Annotated in this window: 10 protein-coding genes; 8 read left to right on the top strand and 2 right to left on the bottom strand. The window is 45.3% G+C overall.

Annotated features, from left to right (window positions below):
• Window positions 1-294: 294 nt before the first annotated feature.
• Both ACED36_RS01995 and ACED36_RS01990 read left to right on the top strand, forming a co-directional pair.
• On the top strand, window positions 295-1,707 hold the full coding sequence (locus ACED36_RS01995; protein WP_026024254.1) for an aminotransferase class I/II-fold pyridoxal phosphate-dependent enzyme: 1,413 nt from the start codon (window positions 295-297) through the stop codon (window positions 1,705-1,707).
• Between the two features lie 715 nt (window positions 1,708-2,422).
• Window positions 2,423-4,201 (top strand): EAL domain-containing protein, encoded by a 1,779-nt coding sequence (locus tag ACED36_RS01990; RefSeq protein ID WP_017006498.1) that lies wholly within the window; start codon window positions 2,423-2,425, stop codon window positions 4,199-4,201.
• Window positions 4,202-4,290: 89 nt separating this feature from the next.
• Here ACED36_RS01990 and ACED36_RS01985 read toward each other — a convergent pair whose 3' ends face one another.
• Window positions 4,291-4,761 (bottom strand): FKBP-type peptidyl-prolyl cis-trans isomerase, encoded by a 471-nt coding sequence (locus ACED36_RS01985; protein WP_017006499.1) that lies wholly within the window; start codon window positions 4,759-4,761, stop codon window positions 4,291-4,293.
• Between the two features lie 696 nt (window positions 4,762-5,457).
• Here ACED36_RS01985 and ACED36_RS01980 point away from each other — a divergent pair.
• The 3 genes from ACED36_RS01980 to ACED36_RS01970 all read left to right on the top strand — a co-directional run bounded on the left by ACED36_RS01980 (window position 5,458) and on the right by ACED36_RS01970 (window position 13,314).
• Window positions 5,458-7,800 (top strand): glycosyl hydrolase family 18 protein, encoded by a 2,343-nt coding sequence (locus tag ACED36_RS01980; protein WP_017006500.1) that lies wholly within the window; start codon window positions 5,458-5,460, stop codon window positions 7,798-7,800.
• Window positions 7,801-8,115: 315 nt separating this feature from the next.
• Complete coding sequence (gene katG / locus ACED36_RS01975; protein WP_017003573.1) at window positions 8,116-10,290, top strand: catalase/peroxidase HPI; 2,175 nt, start codon at window positions 8,116-8,118, stop codon at window positions 10,288-10,290.
• Window positions 10,291-10,530: 240 nt separating this feature from the next.
• Complete coding sequence (locus ACED36_RS01970) at window positions 10,531-13,314, top strand: pitrilysin family protein (protein ID WP_016960245.1); 2,784 nt, start codon at window positions 10,531-10,533, stop codon at window positions 13,312-13,314.
• A 98-nt stretch (window positions 13,315-13,412) separates the two neighbouring features.
• Here ACED36_RS01970 and ACED36_RS01965 read toward each other — a convergent pair whose 3' ends face one another.
• Window positions 13,413-13,586, bottom strand: coding sequence for an ATPase (locus ACED36_RS01965; RefSeq protein WP_016960244.1), 174 nt, complete (start codon window positions 13,584-13,586; stop codon window positions 13,413-13,415).
• Between the two features lie 267 nt (window positions 13,587-13,853).
• On the opposite strand from ACED36_RS01965, the gene ACED36_RS01960 reads away from it, so the two are divergent.
• The 3 genes from ACED36_RS01960 (at window position 13,854) to ACED36_RS01950 (ending at window position 19,514) form a co-directional block, all read left to right on the top strand.
• Complete coding sequence (locus tag ACED36_RS01960) at window positions 13,854-14,741, top strand: PhzF family phenazine biosynthesis protein (protein ID WP_016960243.1); 888 nt, start codon at window positions 13,854-13,856, stop codon at window positions 14,739-14,741.
• Between the two features lie 188 nt (window positions 14,742-14,929).
• Window positions 14,930-16,138, top strand: a complete 1,209-nt coding sequence (locus ACED36_RS01955; protein ID WP_017006503.1) for an EAL and HDOD domain-containing protein — start codon at window positions 14,930-14,932, stop codon at window positions 16,136-16,138.
• A 4-nt stretch (window positions 16,139-16,142) separates the two neighbouring features.
• Window positions 16,143-19,514, top strand: coding sequence for an ATP-binding protein (locus ACED36_RS01950; RefSeq protein ID WP_371732672.1), 3,372 nt, complete (start codon window positions 16,143-16,145; stop codon window positions 19,512-19,514).
• Window positions 19,515-19,659: the final 145 nt, after the last annotated feature.

The following is a 19,659-nucleotide window of genomic DNA, read 5'->3' as shown; positions in this document are numbered from 1 at the left end:
ATCAATATCTAGCAGAGCTCAGGATCGACCTTCCACTTATGACTGTTTTGCCTCCCAGCTTTGCCTTCCGCTTTGTGATGCTGAAACTTGAGTAGCAGCGACACGTCCATAACCTTGTTATGAATGCGTTAAGCTCAGTTTTATGCGTTTCCGGCCTCCTTTTTATCAGTGCCGTTTATAGTTCAAACTAGTTCAATACATATCAATACGATTCAATGTTGCCAAATTGTTTTGATTAGGCATACATTAGAGATACACCACTGGCTAAAATTTGGTCAATAAAAATATTGAACTATGACAATTAAATTAAACCTCGAATTAGCCCCAGGGCTCCCGAAATATATGGCGATCTCAAAAGCGATAATGGATCAAATTTCTTTGGGCGTATTGCTGCCGGGATCGAAATTACCGCCTCATCGTGAGCTGGCCGATCAATTGGCCGTCAGTGTGCAGACGGTCAGCAATGCCTATGCCCATGCAGAAAAGCAAGGTGCGGTTGAGGCGTGGGTGGGCAGCGGGACGTTTGTCAGAAGCTTTGCCCAAGGGAAGGAAAGTGAGTTTCTGCTGACGCAAGACGTTAAGAATGAACAGTCGGTTTCCGACGTGATTGACATGTCAATTGCACATCCGGTTTACACCAATCAAATCACTCAGTTGTTCAATGAGACCTTGATGGACATTGCCAAGCATGGTGATACCGCTCATCTGCTCAATTCAGCGCGACCCGTTGCTGGGCTGCGACGACACATAGACGCGGCGGTACATTATCTTGCCCAACAAAAGCTGAACGCGGAAGCTGAATGTGTTTTGTTAACCAATGGCGCATGCCACGGCTTGGTACTGGCGCTAGGCACAGCGATTTCGTCTGGTGACACTGTGGCATGCGAGCGGCTTGTTGATCATGGTTTAATTGCTCGATCAAAGATCTTCAATTTTAAGTTGTGCGGCATCGACATGGACGAACAAGGAATCATTCCTGAAGCGCTTGATCGCATCTGCAAGCAAAGAGAAATTAAAGCATTGGCATGTACGCCGAGCATGAGTAACCCTACCGGCGCACACATGGGCATGGAGCGCCGAATGGCGATTGCTGAAGTGGTGCAGCGACATAACTTGATGCTAATCGAAGATGATGTTTATGGCGCGTTAGAACCGAATCGTTTACCGCCGATTTCGAGCTTGATCCCTGAGCAGAGTTTCTATGTTACCAGCCTGACAAAAACAGTGGCACCAGGCTTGCGCGTAGGGTATCTAGTTGTTCCGCGCCATCTTAAGCAGCATGCTGTTGGACGATTGGCGGCGACGAGTTGGATGGCCACACCTTTGCCGTTTGAAATCGCCAGTCACTGGATCATTAATGGCTCAGTTGAGCGCATTGAAGCATTTCAGCGTCAGGAGTTTGCGGCTAGACAGCGTCTTGCCGCGAATTGCCTATCCGGCATGCACTTTGAAGCTCACCCTTATGGTCAGCATGTGTGGTTAACCTTGCCCAGCGAATGGCAAGCTGACAATTTACTGGTTGCCGCAAGACAAGCGGGTGTTCAACTGACAGGTTTTCAGCCGTTCACATTAGATAACGATATACGCAGAAATCATGTTCGAATTAGCTTGGGAGGAGAAGCCAGTCGTTATCGTATCAAGCGTGGATTGCAGATCGTTTCAGACTTGGTGAAAAGCGAGCCACCGCCACCACATTTTCTGTTGTAGTGGATACATGTCTTTCATTTAGATAATTCAGTCACTTTTAGCTTAGTGACGGCTTATTGCCTTAGTTTGTGGTTGTGTTGTTACCAAGTATTTATATGGTGGATGTGTTTTATTTCCAATGGGTGCTTGGGGGATGCTAATTAGAAATAACACCAAGGTTTGGTTGAGTGTATATATTTTGGACTATATAATTCGCAAAATTTTTGAACAACAGTGAACACCGTCAACAAACTGCTTCTCTCCTTGGATAGTGCGGACTCTCAGGCTATGAGTTCTTGCCAATTGATTTAGCGGGTATGCCCGTCTTCCCTCATTAAAAGACAAAATCACGGCTTACTTTCGAAAGATAGTGAGTGCGATGTTTTTGTGTGTTTAATGATACCGAATGCAATCATCAGGGCGATTTATGGGTAATGTTTGTTGTGTATTAATCGTACGTGCTGAGATTTAACAACTGTATATGCGCAACTTGTCTACTTTCCGATCCTATTACGATACCTATGTACGTGATATATCCATTGTTTTTTTACTGCTTCTCCCTTTAACTATTTGTAACGCGATTTCGATATTTGTTGGTCAACTATTAAATTTCTCAAACATCCCTTTGGTTGCGCAACAATTTTTCTACTTTTCGAATATTTTGATCGGGGTATACCCAACGGCATTGTGTTTGATTACGACGTACTACTTGTCGTCAAAACACAGTGTGAATCCAATGGTCGTTGTGCCGTATGCGTTGGCAATGTTCGTCACGATTTCGTTGGCGAATGGTTTGGTGGCGGATCACAATGGTTTGCCGAATAACCCACTCGTAGCCTTGTTGACTGCAGGTGTAGCGACGGCATCTTGTGTGTCATTTCGTCTGTACCCACTCAATCCATCACGTGTCGATTTTGTCAGTGCGCTCTATAAGCAAGTGGCACATTTTTTTGGTTTCTTATTGCTAACCATGGCGTTCTCGGCACTCACGAAGACCATCATTGCGTATGGTGATAAGTACCGTGATTTGTCGGTGATTGATCCACTGACGTTTGATGGCGGCATGGCATATGTCTTTCTATTGGGCCTGTTAGGTTCAGTGGGCATTAATGGGCATAACTTTCTGTTTAGAGCAAAGCAGCAATTGTTTGAAGACACGCAGTTAAATATCGCTGCATGGGAGGCGGGCGAGGCATCACTGAATGTCTTGGGGCAGGGGTTCTATGACGCGTTTCTTGCGATCGGTGGTTCTGGAAATGCGCTCAGTTTGCTGTGTTGTATCTTGCTATTTTCTAAAGACCGTCGTCACACCATATTGGCGCTGTCGGCATTGCCCTTGGTAATGTTCAATATCAACGAATTGCTCTTATTTGGTTTGCCAATCGTATTTAACCCGACATTGATTATTCCATTTATTCTCGTCCCTATCGTCAGCTTTGTGGTGGTGTATGGCGTAATGTCTATTGGTTGGGTTAATCCGGTTAGCACCATTGTAGATTGGATGACACCGCCTTTTTTGAGTGGCTATTGGGCGACACAAAACAGTCTTGGTGGCATTGTGCTTCAACTTGTTGTGGTGGGAGTCGGTATACTGATTTATCGCCCTTTCTACTTGCATTACGCAGGGAGAAGTAACATTGACGACAGGGCCATTCTTCGTAAAAGCGAAATTGAAAACAGTACCTTGAAATCTTTCCTCGGTGATGTGAATAACTCGATGGGCGGCTATATCAGCAAACATGAAGTCAGTCATCGTGTGAGTCGAATGCTGAGCCACGGCGAATTTGTGATGTTCTATCAACCGCAGGTGCATTTGCATAATCCGAATCACATCGCATTTGAATCGCTTGTGCGCTACAGAGATGTGAAAGGTAACCTCCAGCCACCAACGTTTGTCGCCGATTTTCAGCAATTGGGTGCCATGTGGCAGCTTGATACGATGGTGATCGATCTTGTTCTCTCTGACATGAATACTTTCCCTTTGGGGAGCGGATGCAAAATAGGGGTGAATGTTTCTGCAGATACGATCTCCGACCCAAGAACGGTAGATTTCATTGCGAAGCGCTTAGCACGATACGGTGTACCCGCTTCGGCGTTGGAGATAGAGATAACGGAAGAGGCCATTTTAGAAGACCATAGTCAGATAAAGAACAACATTGATGCCCTGCAGCACTTAGGTGTGAAAGTGGCGATTGATGATTTTGGTGCAGGTTATGCGTCGTTTCCTCATTTGCTCAAATTCAACTTCGATAAGGTGAAACTAGATCGCTCGTTATTGCTCAATGTGCAGGAAGAGCGCGGGCAGAATCTGTATCAATTGCTAGCGAAGATCAGTGAAGTGACAGGGTGTGCCATCGTTGCAGAAGGTGTGGAAACCTATGCTGAGAAAATGTTTGTCAAAGGCTGCGGCATTGATATTTGTCAGGGCTACTTCTTTGCGAAGCCTATGCCTCTTGAGGAAGCTGTGGTTTGGACGCGCAGTGTGTCGCATCCGCCAGTCGTCGAAATCGATTAAAACCGAATCTGAAAGTAGGCAGTGGAGTAGGGAAGATACAAAAGCCGCATCAATGTATGCGGCTTTTTTCAATATGATAGGCAAAGGTATTAGTTAAAATCTAGTAACTCAACTTCAAAGATCAGTGTTGAACCCGGTTTAATTGCACCCGCTGACCCATTGCCATATGCCAAATGTGAGGGAATAAAGAAACGCGTTTTTTCGCCTTTTTTCATCAACTGAACACCTTCTGTCCAGCCACGAATCACTTGGTTTAAGCCAAAATCAATTGGCTCACCACGTTGCACAGAACTGTCAAACACAGTGCCATCGAGCAAGGTGCCGTGGTAGTGCACTTTTACGCGAGATTTGGCGGTTGGGTGTGCTTCGCCTTCGCCTTGTTCCAACACCTTGTATTGAAGACCAGAAGCGGTGGTCATCACACCTTCCTCTTGTGCATTTTTGTCTAAGAATGCTGTGCCAGCTTCAATGTTTTCTGCTGCGGCTTTCTTAGCCTTCTGGCGGTTAAGAATAATGAAAACGAATATCACGAGGATGACGAGAGGTAACGCAAAATCCATGGTAGCTATCTCACTGGTTGTTATTGGCAAAGCCTTGAAGTGAGACATTATCATCAAGCAGAGGTCAGATTGGAATCGTTAAAGCTAAACAAGATGTGACGCTGCTAACGTTGAAGGTAAGAATGACGGTTTGAAATGCACGTTTAGAGCCAGTCCTCGTTGCCACCTTGCGCATAGATGGTGCAAAAATTGCCCCAATATCTAACGTCATGCTTTGAATTTCTGTGTAATAAGTACCCGTCCTCCCATATGTTCTGCCGATTGAATTAATTGGTATGCCATTTGCTATAAGCCATAGTGCTTACACGGCACGGCTTACACTCACTATTTCCCTGCTGAAGGGAATATTTAGTTAGCGCTTCACATTTGTTGCTTGTCTCCGCCATGCCTTACGCTGGCGGAGTTTTTTTTATCTATTATTTAACGTCTTTACTTCACTCAGCTTCATCGTGATGATGGTTAAATATGGTTGATTTTTAAGATAAAAAACGAATTGTTAACAATGTGATATTCGCCTGTTTTTCTCTTCCAATTAGCTGCATTGCTGCAAAAAATTTACGAAATAAATGTAACTGAGTAAACACATTCCTAACCTTGATACCAAAGTTTGATATTTACATTCGCGTCAGAAATTAAGTAATGGAAAAGTAGGTGTTAGCACAACAACCAACATCCAAGACGTGGAGAAAAATAACAATGTATAAAGGACTTAAGTTCACAGCGGTTGCCGTATGTGTCGCTGGCGTGTTAGGCATGAGTGCCTCACTGCAAGCCGCACCGACACATGATAAAGCGGTTATTGGTTACCTGACGCAATGGGAAGCGTGGAAGGGCACTGATGCAGGTTTTAGCGTAAAAGGCGAAGCAACCCATTTAAACGTAGACATGGATATCTACTCCATCCTTAACTTCTCCTTTTTCGGCGTAGCAAAAGATGGCTCGCTACACAGTGGCGATTTACGTAACAAGAACATCTACCAACCTAATTCTGTTCAAGAACCAGGCCCACTGTTGCACCCAGATGTTTATTCAAGCTGGGATTTCCATATTCTTTGGGGTGAGCTTGAGTACATTCATGAGTTCCCTGGAAACGAACCATGGCAGGCTGATCAGCTAGCAAAAGTACAAGCACAAGGTTTTGTGAAAGATGGACGCGGTTGGAAACATGCGCCGTCAGGCGTAACAGGCCAAATGCCAATTCCGTTGAAAAAAGAAGGCGGCGCACCGGGTTTGATTGATTTGGCAAACCAAAAAGGCGTGAAAGTGATGGCCTCACTTGGCGGCTGGAGTATGTCTAAGCACTTCCCTGAAATGGCGGCTGATCCGGTCAAAAAAGAACGTTTCCTTGCTGACGTAGACCGTCTAATGGCACTAGGTTTCCACGGTATTGATATTGATTGGGAATTCCCTGGTTCTGGCGGCATGAACTTCACTGGCTCTGATGTCGATTACGCTAACTTTGAACAGTTGATGGATGACATTCGTGCGCGTATTGGTGATGACAAACTTCTGACTGCTGCGTTTAAAGCAGTACCTGCAGCACTAGACGGTTATGATTGGAATCGTCTGTCGAACTCGATGGATTACTTCAACATGATGACGTACGACCTTAACGGTGGTTGGTCAAACGTTGCGGGTCATAACTCCCCGCTGTACCCGTACCCAGAAGAAGAGTTTGATGGACTAACGTTGGACGATTTGCGCGTTTGGATGCAGGCGCGTGGTATTCCATCTAAGAAGATTAACTTCGGTGCAGCGTTCTACGGTCGTGGTGTTCAAACTAACGAAACAACGGCGTACTTAGGCGCACCTACCGACAAGCGTACCGTGAATTTCTCCGTTGATGGTCCGACTGAGTCGTCAGTGGACTTGGATAACTGGAAAGCGTTTGAAGGTCAACCAAACTACAACTACATCATTAAGCAAAACGGCTGGGAGCATTTCTGGGACGCCAATGCAGAAGTGCCTTATGCAGTGAAAGGAAAGTATTTCCTTAGCTACGACGATGAAGAAGCCATTCGTAAGAAAGCTGAGTATGTTGTGAACAACGATCTTGGCGGTATTATCGTTTGGCAGGTACACGGTGACATTCAGTGTGAAGGTACCTTCATCAATCACGGTACTAAGCTAAAAGAGTGTACCAACCTGAAATCGCCACTGGCACAGCAAATTGACAACGTGTTTAGCGCGAATGTAATGCCAAATGAAGCGCCAGTCATTTCTGTACCGGGTGCACAAGCCGCGGAATCTGGTCAAGTGATTAGCTTTGCTGTTTCAGCGAAAGACGCAGACGGCGACGCATTGTCATTTACCGCGTCTGGTGCAGATGTCGTTGATAATGGCGATGGCACAGCGACTGTGACTTACAAAGCACCGAACACCGCAACAGATGTCACTGAGACGATTACAGTAACTGCAACAGATGGTAAGAAATCTGACGTGGCTACCGTGGCTGTGAATGTGAAAGGCTCTGGCGTTGTTGAAAATACGCCACCAGCACTGACCGTTCCTTCATCAGTTTCAGTTAACGCTGGCGAGTCTGTCGATATCTCGGTGTCTGCTTCTGATGCTGAAGGCGATGCGCTGACCTTTACTGCAAGCGAAGGTGTCGTTGCTCAAAATGGTAACTCTGCAGTTATTACTGTGACTGCACCTGCATCTGATAAAGACAGCGTGATCTCAGTCGTGGTAACAGTGACTGACGGTTCGGATGCTGATTCAGCCACCGTTGCGGTTAACGTGAAAGGTGATACGGGGCCAACTGACAGCAACTGGGACGCCAACAAGGTTTACAACACGGGTGACAAAGTCATTCACAATGGTGTTGAGTTTACCGCGAAATGGTGGACCAAAGGTGAAGAGCCAGGCAAAGCTTCCGTTTGGGAAGAGTTTGACGATGGTTCATTGAACGAGTGGCGTTCAGATAAAGTCTACACAGGTGGTGATCAAACAACGTACCAAGGTAGCACGTACAAGGCGAAATGGTGGACTAAAGGTGACATGCCAGGATCTGCTAATGGCCCTTGGGCACTTCAGTAATGATTCACGCTTAGTAAGCGTTAAATAAGTCATACCGAGCCCCGCATTTCGCGGGGCTTATTTTTTTGGGTTGACTCTCGGTTTCATTGGTCGGTTTTGGGTGTTTCACTTGAGAGGCTTATTTGTGAATGCACCGTATCAAACGTGAGAATGGCGAATCAATGTAAACATATGATATATATCTATTTTTTGTTTATCACGTATGACATCGAAATTACCTATTACAACGTTCAGATCTTCCAATTGGATACGAGGGGCTAATCCATCTATACCTTAAGTCTGCGCAGACAACATGCGTTTATCTGGAGGAAAGTTATGTCTGATATGAGTCAATGCCCATTCCACAATTCTGCTGGTGGTGGCACCACAAATCGTGATTGGTGGCCAAACCAACTTCGCATCAGTATTTTGCATCAACACACCCCTGAATCTAATCCCCTAGGCGGTGGTTTTAATTACCGAAACGCATTCAAAGCGCTCGATCTCGAAGCGGTCAAGCAAGACATTCATGCAGTAATGACTGACTCTCAAGATTGGTGGCCTGCAGATTTTGGTCATTATGGCCCGTTTTTTATTCGTATGGCGTGGCACAGCGCGGGTACCTACAGAACATCAGATGGACGCGGTGGCGCAGGCACTGGGAATCAGCGATTTGCGCCAGTCAATAGCTGGCCTGACAACGGAAACTTAGATAAAGCTCGTCGATTACTTTGGCCGATCAAACAAAAATATGGCCAACAGATCTCTTGGGCTGATTTGCTGATCCTAACGGGTAACGTTGCATTGGAGTCGATGGGATTCAAAACGATTGGTTATGCAGGCGGTCGAGAAGACATTTGGGCGCCAGAGGAAGATGTTTATTGGGGCACAGAAAAGACTTGGCTTGGCGATACTCGCTATAGCGGAGACCGCGATTTGGAAAACCCACTTGCTGCTGTCCAAATGGGGCTTATCTATGTGAATCCAGAAGGGCCAAACGGAAACCCTGACCCACTTGCTGCTGCTGTTGATATTCGTGAAACCTTCGCACGAATGGCAATGAATGACGAAGAAACCGTCGCATTGATTGCGGGTGGGCATACTTTTGGTAAAACACATGGCGCAGGTGATGCTGCATTGGTTGGGCCAGCGCCGGAAGAAGCGCCGATAGAATTACAAGGCTTTGGTTGGATAAGCAGCCATGGTTCGGGTAAAGCCGGTGATGCAATTACCAGTGGCGTTGAAGTCACTTGGACACAAGCGCCAACGCAATGGACCAACTATTTCTTTGAAAACTTGTTTGGTTACGAGTGGGAACTGTCGAAAAGTCCCGCTGGAGCACACCAATGGGTTGCGAAAGACGCAGATGGCGTTATCCCTGACCCATTTGACAGTTCGAAGAAACGGCTCCCCACTATGCTAACAACGGATTTGTCTCTTCGTTTTGATCCAGCTTACGAAAAGATTTCTCGTCGTTTCATGGAAAATCCGGATCAGTTTGCAGAGGTGTTTGCACGCGCATGGTTTAAGTTGACCCACCGTGACCTCGGTCCTCGTACTCGTTATCTTGGTTCAGAAGCGCCGAGTGAAGTAATGATTTGGCAAGATCATGTACCAGAGCGCAATCATGTCTTGATCGATGCCGCTGACATTGCACATCTGAAAGCCAACATTGAGGCAACGGGTTTAACTGTCTCAGAATTAGTGTCTACAGCCTGGGCGTCTGCATCGACGTTCCGTGGTTCAGACAAGCGTGGTGGTGCCAATGGCGCACGCGTTGCACTTGCACCTCAAAAAGATTGGGCGATTAATCACCCAGACCAGTTGTCGATGGTGCTAGAGAAATTGGAAGGCGTGCAGTTTGACTTCAATGGAACTCAAACGGGCGATAAGCGTGTTTCACTTGCGGATATTATTGTCTTAGCGGGTGGTGTCGGCATCGAAAAGGCGGCTAAACATGCTGGCGAAACGGTTGATGTGCCGTTTACACCGGGAAGGATGGACGCGTCACAGGACGAAACTGATGTTCATTCCTTTGAGGTGTTAGAGCCTGAGGCTGATGGTTTCCGAAACTATGAGAAGGCCAAATACACCGTCTCTGCAGAGGAAATGTTGGTTGATCGCGCGCAATTACTGACACTAACAGCGCCAGAAATGACCGTGCTTGTGGGTGGCATGCGTGTTCTTAACACCAACGCGGGTGGTCATTGTCACGGAGTATTCACGCATCGTCCTGAGTCGTTAACCAATGATTTCTTTGTTAACTTGCTCGACATGGGCATTGAATGGAAACCCATTAGTGGCGATGACGTGTTTGAAGGTCGTGACAGGTCAACAGGTGCGGTCAAATGGACAGGTACTCGTGTTGATTTAGTTTTCGGCTCAAACTCACAACTTCGCGCATTGGCAGAAGTTTATGCCACACAAGATTCTCAACAAAAATTCGTGAATGATTTTATAGCAGCGTGGACGAAAGTCATGAACTTAGATCGCTTTGATCTCATTGCCTAATGCTTGATTTTATTTAGTCATGAAAGAGATACGGAGTCGCCACGCGTTGGCGGCTTTTTTTTTCGAAAGAAATCGGGCATGACTTTAGTGATTTCCGAGCGAAATTAATCTCAATTGACACTGAACTTCACATTCTCGCTTGAATTGCAATTTTTCCAACCTTGCCTATGTCTTAATAGTCATCAAATTAAAACATCATTTCTTGTCAGTGATTCATAGCATTGAATTTCCGGAGCCTCTATGTTTGCTCGTCTAGCAACAACACTAGCATTACTGTTAGTGGTGGGTTGCTCAACACTTACGCTTTCTCCTGCATTAACGACGGATCCTAATTGGACATCAGTCACGCTTGCCAATGGTTTTCAGTATCACCTGTTCCCGATAGAAGGTGAAAACGTTGAAATTCGCTTGGTAGTGAACGTTGGGAGTCTAAACGAGGAGGACAATGAGCGAGGCTATGCGCATTTCATTGAGCACATGGCGTTTAATGGCACCGAGCGATTTCCAAACAATTCTGTGTTCGATACGTTTGCTGCGGTAGGCGTCGAGTTTGGGCCTGACATTAATGCGGTAACTGATTATGGGCGGACGATCTATCAGCTTTCTCTCCCGGACAACGGAAGTACGCAGCAAGCGTTGGCGTGGTTCAGAGACATTGGCGATGGGCTGATACTCGACCCGCAAGAAGTGGACAGTGAAATAGGAGTTATTTTTGGTGAATGGCGTCAAGACAATCGCAGCGATGCATCTTGGCAGCTCAAACTCTATGACACATTACTCGCAAACTCGCCCTATGTCGTTCGCGATCCGATTGGTACTGATTCAACGTTGACAGAGGCTACGGCTGACAAACTCAGGGCGTTTTACACGAAGTGGTACCAAGCCAATCGAATGCAGTTGGTCGTGGTTGGCGGTATCGATGTCGCCAACTTAAGTCAGAAGATTGATAAAGCGTTTGCGTCATTGCCTTCCAATAACGCAAAGCCAGAGCTCCATCAACTTGACGAGATAGACGCCAATATTCTTTATCCATTAACGCTTTATGCGCCGCAAGGCGAGTCGCCTGCTGTTGTACTTAGCTTTCCCGATGGACGTCAGAACGCGATCAATACGTTGAGAGAGCAAAGAGAGATGTGGTTGGAATGGATGGTTTTGGATGCCATTCAATTGCGATTAGAAGAACAGTTCGACCGTGCCGGTGTTTCGCACAATGGCATTTATAACAGTGTTGCCTTTACGCCAGGTTATGACGTGTACGAATTGGTTGTTGAATTCAATAATGTCGACAGACAATTTATATTGGATGAATTGGCGAGAAATATGGCATCTCTTCGCGACCATGGTGCTAGCCGTGGTGAATTTTCTGCGTTGCTTGAGCAGTACCAAGCGTCCATTAATTTGTATGAAGACTACCTGCCCATTGAGATTGCAGAAACGGCAATACAAGATCTCTACCTCAACCGATTGCCCCAAGATGACCGAGAGCAGAATGCGAATTTCGAAGGTTTTCTCAATACGCTGTCGTTTGATGCATTCAATTCAAGGTTAGCCAAGCTTCTTTCTGTCCCTCATCAAGCCGTCACTTTGGTTTACGACAATGGGGAATCAATATCTGATGCTGAAGCATTGAAGCGGCGCTATTTTGCTGATGCCGGAAAGCGGGGCGAAAACGTAAATGTCGCCTATTTGGATGTGGAGATACCGCAACCTGAAACATTCAGTGAGGGGGTGGAGGCGGTCAATGAACGACACGACAGCCTATTTGAATGGCAACTGCCAAACGGATTGCCCGTGATGTTTTATCAAATGGATCGGCCGACGTATGAAAGTTATGTGGTTTTACAAGCCAAAGGGGGGCTATCCGTTCTTTCTAGAACAGAAAGGGCAGCGCTTGATTTACTGTTTGAAACCTACCGAACCGGTAACGTCGGCAATATTGAAGCGTTTGATTTTTCGCACTATCTTGAGGTTCGTTCGATTTCTATCGAACCCGAAGTATTCAATAAAAGTCATAATTTCGCGTTGTTGAGTCCCAATGAATACCTCCCTGAAGCATTGAACGCGCTACGATACCTAATTGAAAAGATTGAACCCAATAACGAGGCGTTTTCACGAGAAAAAGCACGCATTATTCATCGGGTAAATAGTGCGGAAAGCTCACCTTATGATGTGTTTGGCCGGGCATCGTTAGATGCGATTTATCCGTCTGACTCTTATGAGTCTCCGTTGTCAGCGGAAGATTATGAATCGGTAATGTTTAATGATGTTAAACATGTTTACCAAAAGCTGTTCAGTGACGTCGGGCACTTCAGTATCTATGTAGTGTCAGATGAATCACTTGGCATTGTTGAAAGTATGGTGACGGGCTATTTGGGTAGCATGACCACCCAAAGGCAAGAAACAAAGCCAGTATTGAACCGATATAACCGTGATGGTGGTCGTGTTGTTAAGCATCTTTCACCCGAATATCGCACCTATGTCGAGCGTGTATTCGTCTCTGAGGCAACGCCGCGAACATTGAATTTAATTTACGCAGAAGACATGTTAAACCGAGTGCTGCAATCTCGTTATAACAACCTTGTTAGAGAAAAACATGCGTTGTCTTACGACCCGTATTTTTCTTCTTGGACGCGGGATGGCGAGGCTTTTTCGGTGACGAGTTTAACTGCGTTAATTTCTCCGGAAAAAGAAAAGCAACTGGAATCGCTTTGGCCCGAGATTCAGGGCGCACTGACAGCCCCTGTGTCAAAACGTGAAAGAGATAACGCTGCTCGTCAGCTTTCAAGTGATATGTATGACATTAGTAACGATGGTTTGTACATGGTGGGTGCACTGGCGCGATACGACCTGTGGGGATATGGCGTAGAAGGGGTGTTGTACCCTGATGAGATTATCTATCAAATAGATGAGGGGATGTTGACACGTTTAGCTAAACAATTATTTGACGGCAGTACACTGTTTGAAAGTATCTTGAGACCTAACAACCTTGAGACCCAACAACCTGAAATAAAAAACGCGCTTTAGGCGCGTTTTTTTGACGAATTTAACCGCTTAGTAGCGGAGTCATATGCCATTGAATTGACAAACTCCGCAACCGTTCGCGGTAAGTGTTCAAATCATCATTAATGCGTTGATTTACCGCCGAAGTACTTTTCCATAACCTCAGGCGTGAGTTCGCCTTTCTCTTCTAATGCTTTAAGCTCCGCGACGATACGCTTTTGATCTTCTAAAGAAGGCAAAGGAAGATCGGGTTCGCGCTCAGGTGCGCCTTTCATCATGTTTTCTAAATCGATCATTGTTTAACACTCCTAGCCAATGTGGGACATATTCTAAGGAAAATACCTAACATCTAGCAAGCAAATGACGCCTCAACAGCATTCTTAGCGTGGTTAAGGCAATTTTCGTGACGACAAGGTCGCGCATACCCTGAAAAAACATCAATTTCTTGTGTTTTTCGCTTTTTTGTAACACTGTAACAAATATACCTAAATGTGTTTTGTACCTGTTATTTCGAAACAGGTCACATGACCGACAGAGAATAATAAAAAACAAGGAAGGTAGCGATGTCAGAATTAATTGAAGTCTATGTGGTTAATGCCTTTGTTGCTGACAATAAAGGCGGCAATCCAGCGGGCGTTGTTCTCAACAGCGCACATCTCACCGCCAAGCAAATGCAGTCTATCGCCAAAGAACTTGGCCATTCTGAAACCGCGTTTGTCTCCCCTTCGAAAAAAGCAGATTTTCGTGTGCGTTTTTTCACACCAACAAATGAAGTCGAGTTTTGTGGTCACGCTACGGTCGGTACGTTTTCTACTCTGTTTAAAAATGGGAAAATAGAGGCTGGTGACTACAAGCAAGAAACTGGCGCAGGGGTGTTAGGGGTATCCGTCTCTCCTGAAGGACGCATCTCCATGGAGCAAACATTGCCTAAATTTGGTAAAGAGTTTGCTGCTGATGAACTAGCATCAATGCTCGGCTTAACCGTTGAAGACATACTTGCAACCGGATTACCGGTAAAAGCAGTATCTACTGGCTTGTTTGATATCATTGTCCCGGTAACCGACGAAGCGGTATTGAACAAGGTTTCGCCCGATTTTGCAGCCATTAAGAAATTTAATAAGGCAACCAAGACAGGGGCTGTACACGTGTTTTCACTGACGCCTGCAGAATCCGATATTTCAGCACGCTGTCGTAACTTTGCCCCGCTACTTGGTATTAATGAAGAATCGGCAACCGGAAGTGCTGCGGGTGCGCTAGCGTCTTATCTGCATGTTTATCAAGGTGGTGGTAAGTATCGCTATTTGTTTGAGCAAGGCGAAAACTTGAACCGACGCTCATTAATTTGGGCCAGTGTTGAGCCTGATGGTGATGACATCACTCAAGTGAGTGTTGGCGGTTTCAGTGACAAACCTCAGCGGATCCCTTTCCGCATTGAAGAAGCGACTGAGTAAAAAGCAAACCTATTGAAAGTTATAAATAAAAAAGAAGCCTCTTGGCTTCTTTTTTTGTTTTTGTCATTCGTGGGTCGAAGGCGCGTGATTTCGAACAAGAGTTTCGCCTATTTAACGGAAAAAGAAGGAAATATACGGCATTTGGTCTAAATTTTAATTACACGTCTCATAAATAGGATGGCGACTGCGTGGCCGAAGTGTTTTTCTCATGCCAACCAATCTTTGACAATGAACTGCACCATTGGGGTAGTGAATTGCTATTCCGTGAGGGATTGGAAAACAAATTTCCGTCTGTCGATGAAGACACGGCGACATCGCGTATCTTGAGTGCCAATTTTCTATCCAGTGCCAATCGTAACGCTGACATTCGCTATATCGTCAGTTTCGGGGAGTCCTCGTTACTGAATGAGATCCCATTGGCGATGCCGTCACAGCATTTGATCATTTCGGTGACGGACGATTGCTTACCTTCTCAAGAGCTCGTTAGTAAGCTGAGAAGCTATCGTTCTGAAGGATATCGTATCTTGATGGATAGTAAGGCCATGGATAATGAATGGCGCAGGCATCTTGAATTGGTCGATATCTTTAGCATTAGTATGGAACGTAGCAATCCAGCAGATTGGGAAGAAACCATTACACAGTTTTCACAACAAGTGTTTTTGGCAAGAAAAGTGGAGACACAAGAAGAGTTAGCTGCAGCGCAAGGCTATGGATTTGCGTTGTTTCAAGGCTACTTTTTTGAGAAACCTCAGGTTGTTCGCACTGATGATGTTGCCCCGTCAGTGATGTCGTTGCTGGACGTTTGTATCATCATCAATCGTACTCCTGATGATATCGACACCCTCACCAAAATTATTTCCAAAGATGTTTCTTTGCTTTACAAGGTGATAGCTAGCGCAAACATTTTGGCAAAAACCAAGAAAAACAAAATTTCTAATCCACGTCAGGCGGTGGTGTATTTAGGTGTGCAATCTCTAAGGCGTCTAGTGTCATTGCTGATCATGTCTAACTTGAACCACCAACATGCAGCCCAACTCCAAAGTGTGTCTCTTACCCGCGCGACGTTTCTTTCGTCATTGACGCTCGATTCTGAGCAATTTAATCAGGATGAAGGGTTCATTGTTGGCGCTTTCTCAATGCTAGACGTGATGTTGAGTAAGCCAATGGCCGACATTATTGGGTTGCTCGATCTTTCTCCCGATGTGAAGCGCGCTTTGGTTGCCAGAGCGGGTGTATATGGCAACTTACTTTCATTGTGTCACGACATTGAGCATGCGAACTGGAATGGTTTATTGCATTGGTGCAATCAACTCAAGCTTAATGATAAAGCGGTGTTAAAAGAGTACGAGCAGGCGCGAGATAGTACTGCGGATATCACTTCTAGCATGCAGGTTTAGCCCTATGTTGATGATGCGAACAAAACTTGCTGTGATTTTGCTGATTTGTGGCACGTTGATACTCAGTATGTTTGGTGCGTTCAACTATGTGAAAACCCATGACAGACTTCATGGTGAACTAGAGTATGAAATTGCGTCTATTGCTACACGCTTGTCTTATCGTTTACCCAATCAACTTTGGAACTTTGATTTTGAGACCGTCGTTAAGGATTTAGAGAGCGAGGCGCTCTCTCGATTCGTGTATCGCATTGAGGTGGTTGCGAACGATGATAGTTTCCGCCATATCACGCCCCCCAAAGATGGACGATTTGATAACGAGTTTCGCCTTCATCGCTTTCCGATTACATACTCGGAGCTTGATAAACCCAGACCAGTTGGCGAGCTCATTATCTATGAAGACCCAAGACCCATTGAAAACACGCTGACATCTGAAATCGTATCGGGTATTGCGCAGATATTTTTGCTCGATTTGATGATCATGTTTTTGATATGGAAATATGCGCGCGCGATTAAAGAAATTGAATCCAGTAAAAATTACCTCAATACCATCATTCACAGCTACAAAGATGGATTGCTGGTGCTCGGGGAAGACCACAAAGTGACGACACTCAATGAGGCCGCAAAGCGGATGTTTGAGCTGAACGATATCCCATTAGAAAAAACGTCGCTCACCGACATTATTGCAAAAGTGGTCCCTGATTCACGCGCTTATTTCTCGCAAGCTTTGTATGGCTTTAACACTAAGAATTTAAATTACGAGCTTGTGCGATCTCATGACAAAGTCATTGTTCAAGTTCGCTCGACGAAAATTGAAGTTAATGATGCACAACTTCAAGTTGCCATTATTCGAGACATTACAGAGCAACATCTCGACAAAATAAAAGTGTCTAAAGGTGCTGAACTTTTTTCCGCAGTGAAAACACTTCAAGATAAGTTTCTTGTCAGCGATGATTATCACAACAGCTTTAAAGAAGTACTGAAAATACTACTCCGGATCGGGGAAAGTAACCACGGCTTGATTGTAGAAGTCGATTACAACGAGAAAGACAACTATCGTCCTTTGGCACAAACTCGCCTTGTTGCTAATGGCTATGTGTCTGAGGAATTTGTTAAGAGTGTTGTCACTAAGGTAATTGAAACAACAATAGGGGATAAGAGCCTGCAAGTTGCAGGGCTGACTACCAACAACAATAAGCTCATTATCAATTCACTATGCATGCCTTTATTTTTATCGAATCAATTAGTTGGTGTGGTTTGCCTATTTGATGAATCGACGAGCTACGATGATGATCTACTTTCTTGGCTAGAGCCGGTATTGTCGAGCCTGAGTGCGATGGTCAACTTTGTGCGCCAAAAGAAACTTAATGATTTGATATCCGAAGAAATGTTGAGCGCGAAAGAAGAAGCGGAACGCGCCAACGAAGCTAAAACCAACTTCCTCGCCATGATGAGCCATGAGATAAGAACGCCGATGAATGGCATTGTCGGCATGTCTAACCTGCTCAAAGATACGCCACTCAACCAACAACAATCCTATTTTGTTGATACGCTCGCTCATTCATCTAATGCCTTGCTAAATATCATTAACGATGTACTCGATCTGACCAAAATCGAGGCGGGCAAAATGCAGCTTATCGAGCAGGAAACGGAATTGGTTGATCTGGTGCATGATGCTTTGGTTGTGTTTCACGCTCGCGCGGTAGAAAAAAGCCTTCGCCTTCATTGCTTGATTGAGCCAGATCTTCCTCGTTGGTTGATTTTGGATCCTGTTCGCTACACCCAAATCATTCTTAACTTGGTGGGTAATGCCGTTAAATTCACCAAGAAAGGCTCTGTCATGGTTCACATCAGTCAGATTGTCGTTGATGGAAAGGCGATGGTTCGTTTGACAGTCAAAGATACAGGTATCGGCATTCCAGAAAAAAACCAGCAGGCAATTTTTGATAATTTCACGCAAGTTGACAGTTCCTATTCGCGATCTTATCAAGGCACAGGACTTGGCTTACCCGTTTGTCTGAAACTCACTGAACTTATGCATGGCACCCTGACCGTGGAGAGTAAAGAAAGTATGGGGACGGCCTTCACTGTCGATATACCGCTGAAAAGTGTAGAAGACATGAACGACACGTTGTTTAGTGGTATGCATCTTCCTGATGATATTCGCAACCTTAATGCTGTCATTGCAACTAACGACGCCCAGCTATTCACGGTCTTTAACACCTATCTGTCTAGTGTTGGTATGGATGTGTCGGAATTTACGCCGGGTAAAACGCCCAATGAATCCATCACGGAGACAACATTGCTTTTCATCGATGATAGCGTCATGGGAGAGATGCGTCCCGTCATCAACATGGCGGCAAATTCGATTATGATCAGCCACGATGGCGTCATTGATGAGTTGGGCTTACCGTGTCTGATTAACCCTGTGAACCCCGATACATTGTTCCATTCCTTGGCGATAGACGAACCACTGCCGACTGTTGAAGTCAAATCGCCGGAATTTGTGAGATTTGAAGGGTTAAACGTGCTGGTGGCAGAAGATCACTTAGTGAATCAAGATTTGATGATGTTAATTCTTAATAGCTTAGGGTGTAACCCTTCGCTCGCAGAAGATGGTCTTAAGGCATTGGAAATGCACACCGATACGCCTTATGACCTGATACTGATGGATTGCCAGATGCCACAGATGGATGGGTTTGAAGCAACCAATAAAATTCGTGAGTTTGATACTGATACGCCAATCATAGCGGTAACAGCGAATGCGTTGTCGGGAGATTCAGAACGTTGTATTGATGCAGGGATGAACGCTCACCTAGCAAAACCATTTACTAAAGAACAATTGGTCAATTTGATGCTGTTATATGTCAGCAGTAAATATGTATCGAGTACTTTGGAAGATGATTATACGTCGACCCTTAGCCTCAATGACGCCGTGAACAATCATAACAAGCGTACTTCTCAGGAAACGTCACACCCAGACATTTCATCCTCTCTGTCATCGTCAAACATGGCTGCTCCGCATCCTAGTCTGGACCTAGAGCGTATTCGCGATCAGGTTGGGGACAGCGAGGAGCTGCTTCATCATATTCTTGGGAAGTATGTGTCGGCACAGCAAGCAGATATTGACGCTTTTCAGCAAACACTCGACAGTGGCGACGTTGCTGCTGCGAAAAAAATCGCGCATCGTATGAAAGGCGCAGCATCAATGATTGGTGCGGATGGTTTGGCAGAATTGTGTTTACGCATAGAGAAAATGCCCGGTGAATCTATCGAAGACCTGCAACAATTTCTTCCTGAATTGGATCAGAGCACGGGTACGATCACCCGTGAAGTTGAAACGATTTGTTCGGAATCAAATGGAACGAATATTACGTAATCTCTAACCACATAGAGTGACCTTGTCCAATTTATGCAGTTATTTGTTTGATATATAAGAAAATGACCATATCTGACTAATTCTATCCTTTCTTCGAGTACTCTATCTTTAGGGTTTTCAAGTGCTACTGCGCTACTCGTACGTT

Source organism: Enterovibrio sp. FF113, assembly GCF_041439165.1.
Lineage (GTDB): Bacteria > Pseudomonadota > Gammaproteobacteria > Enterobacterales > Vibrionaceae > Enterovibrio > Enterovibrio norvegicus_A.
The sequence above is the reverse complement of the archived record's forward strand: the minus strand, read 5'-3'. Positions and strand labels throughout refer to the sequence as shown.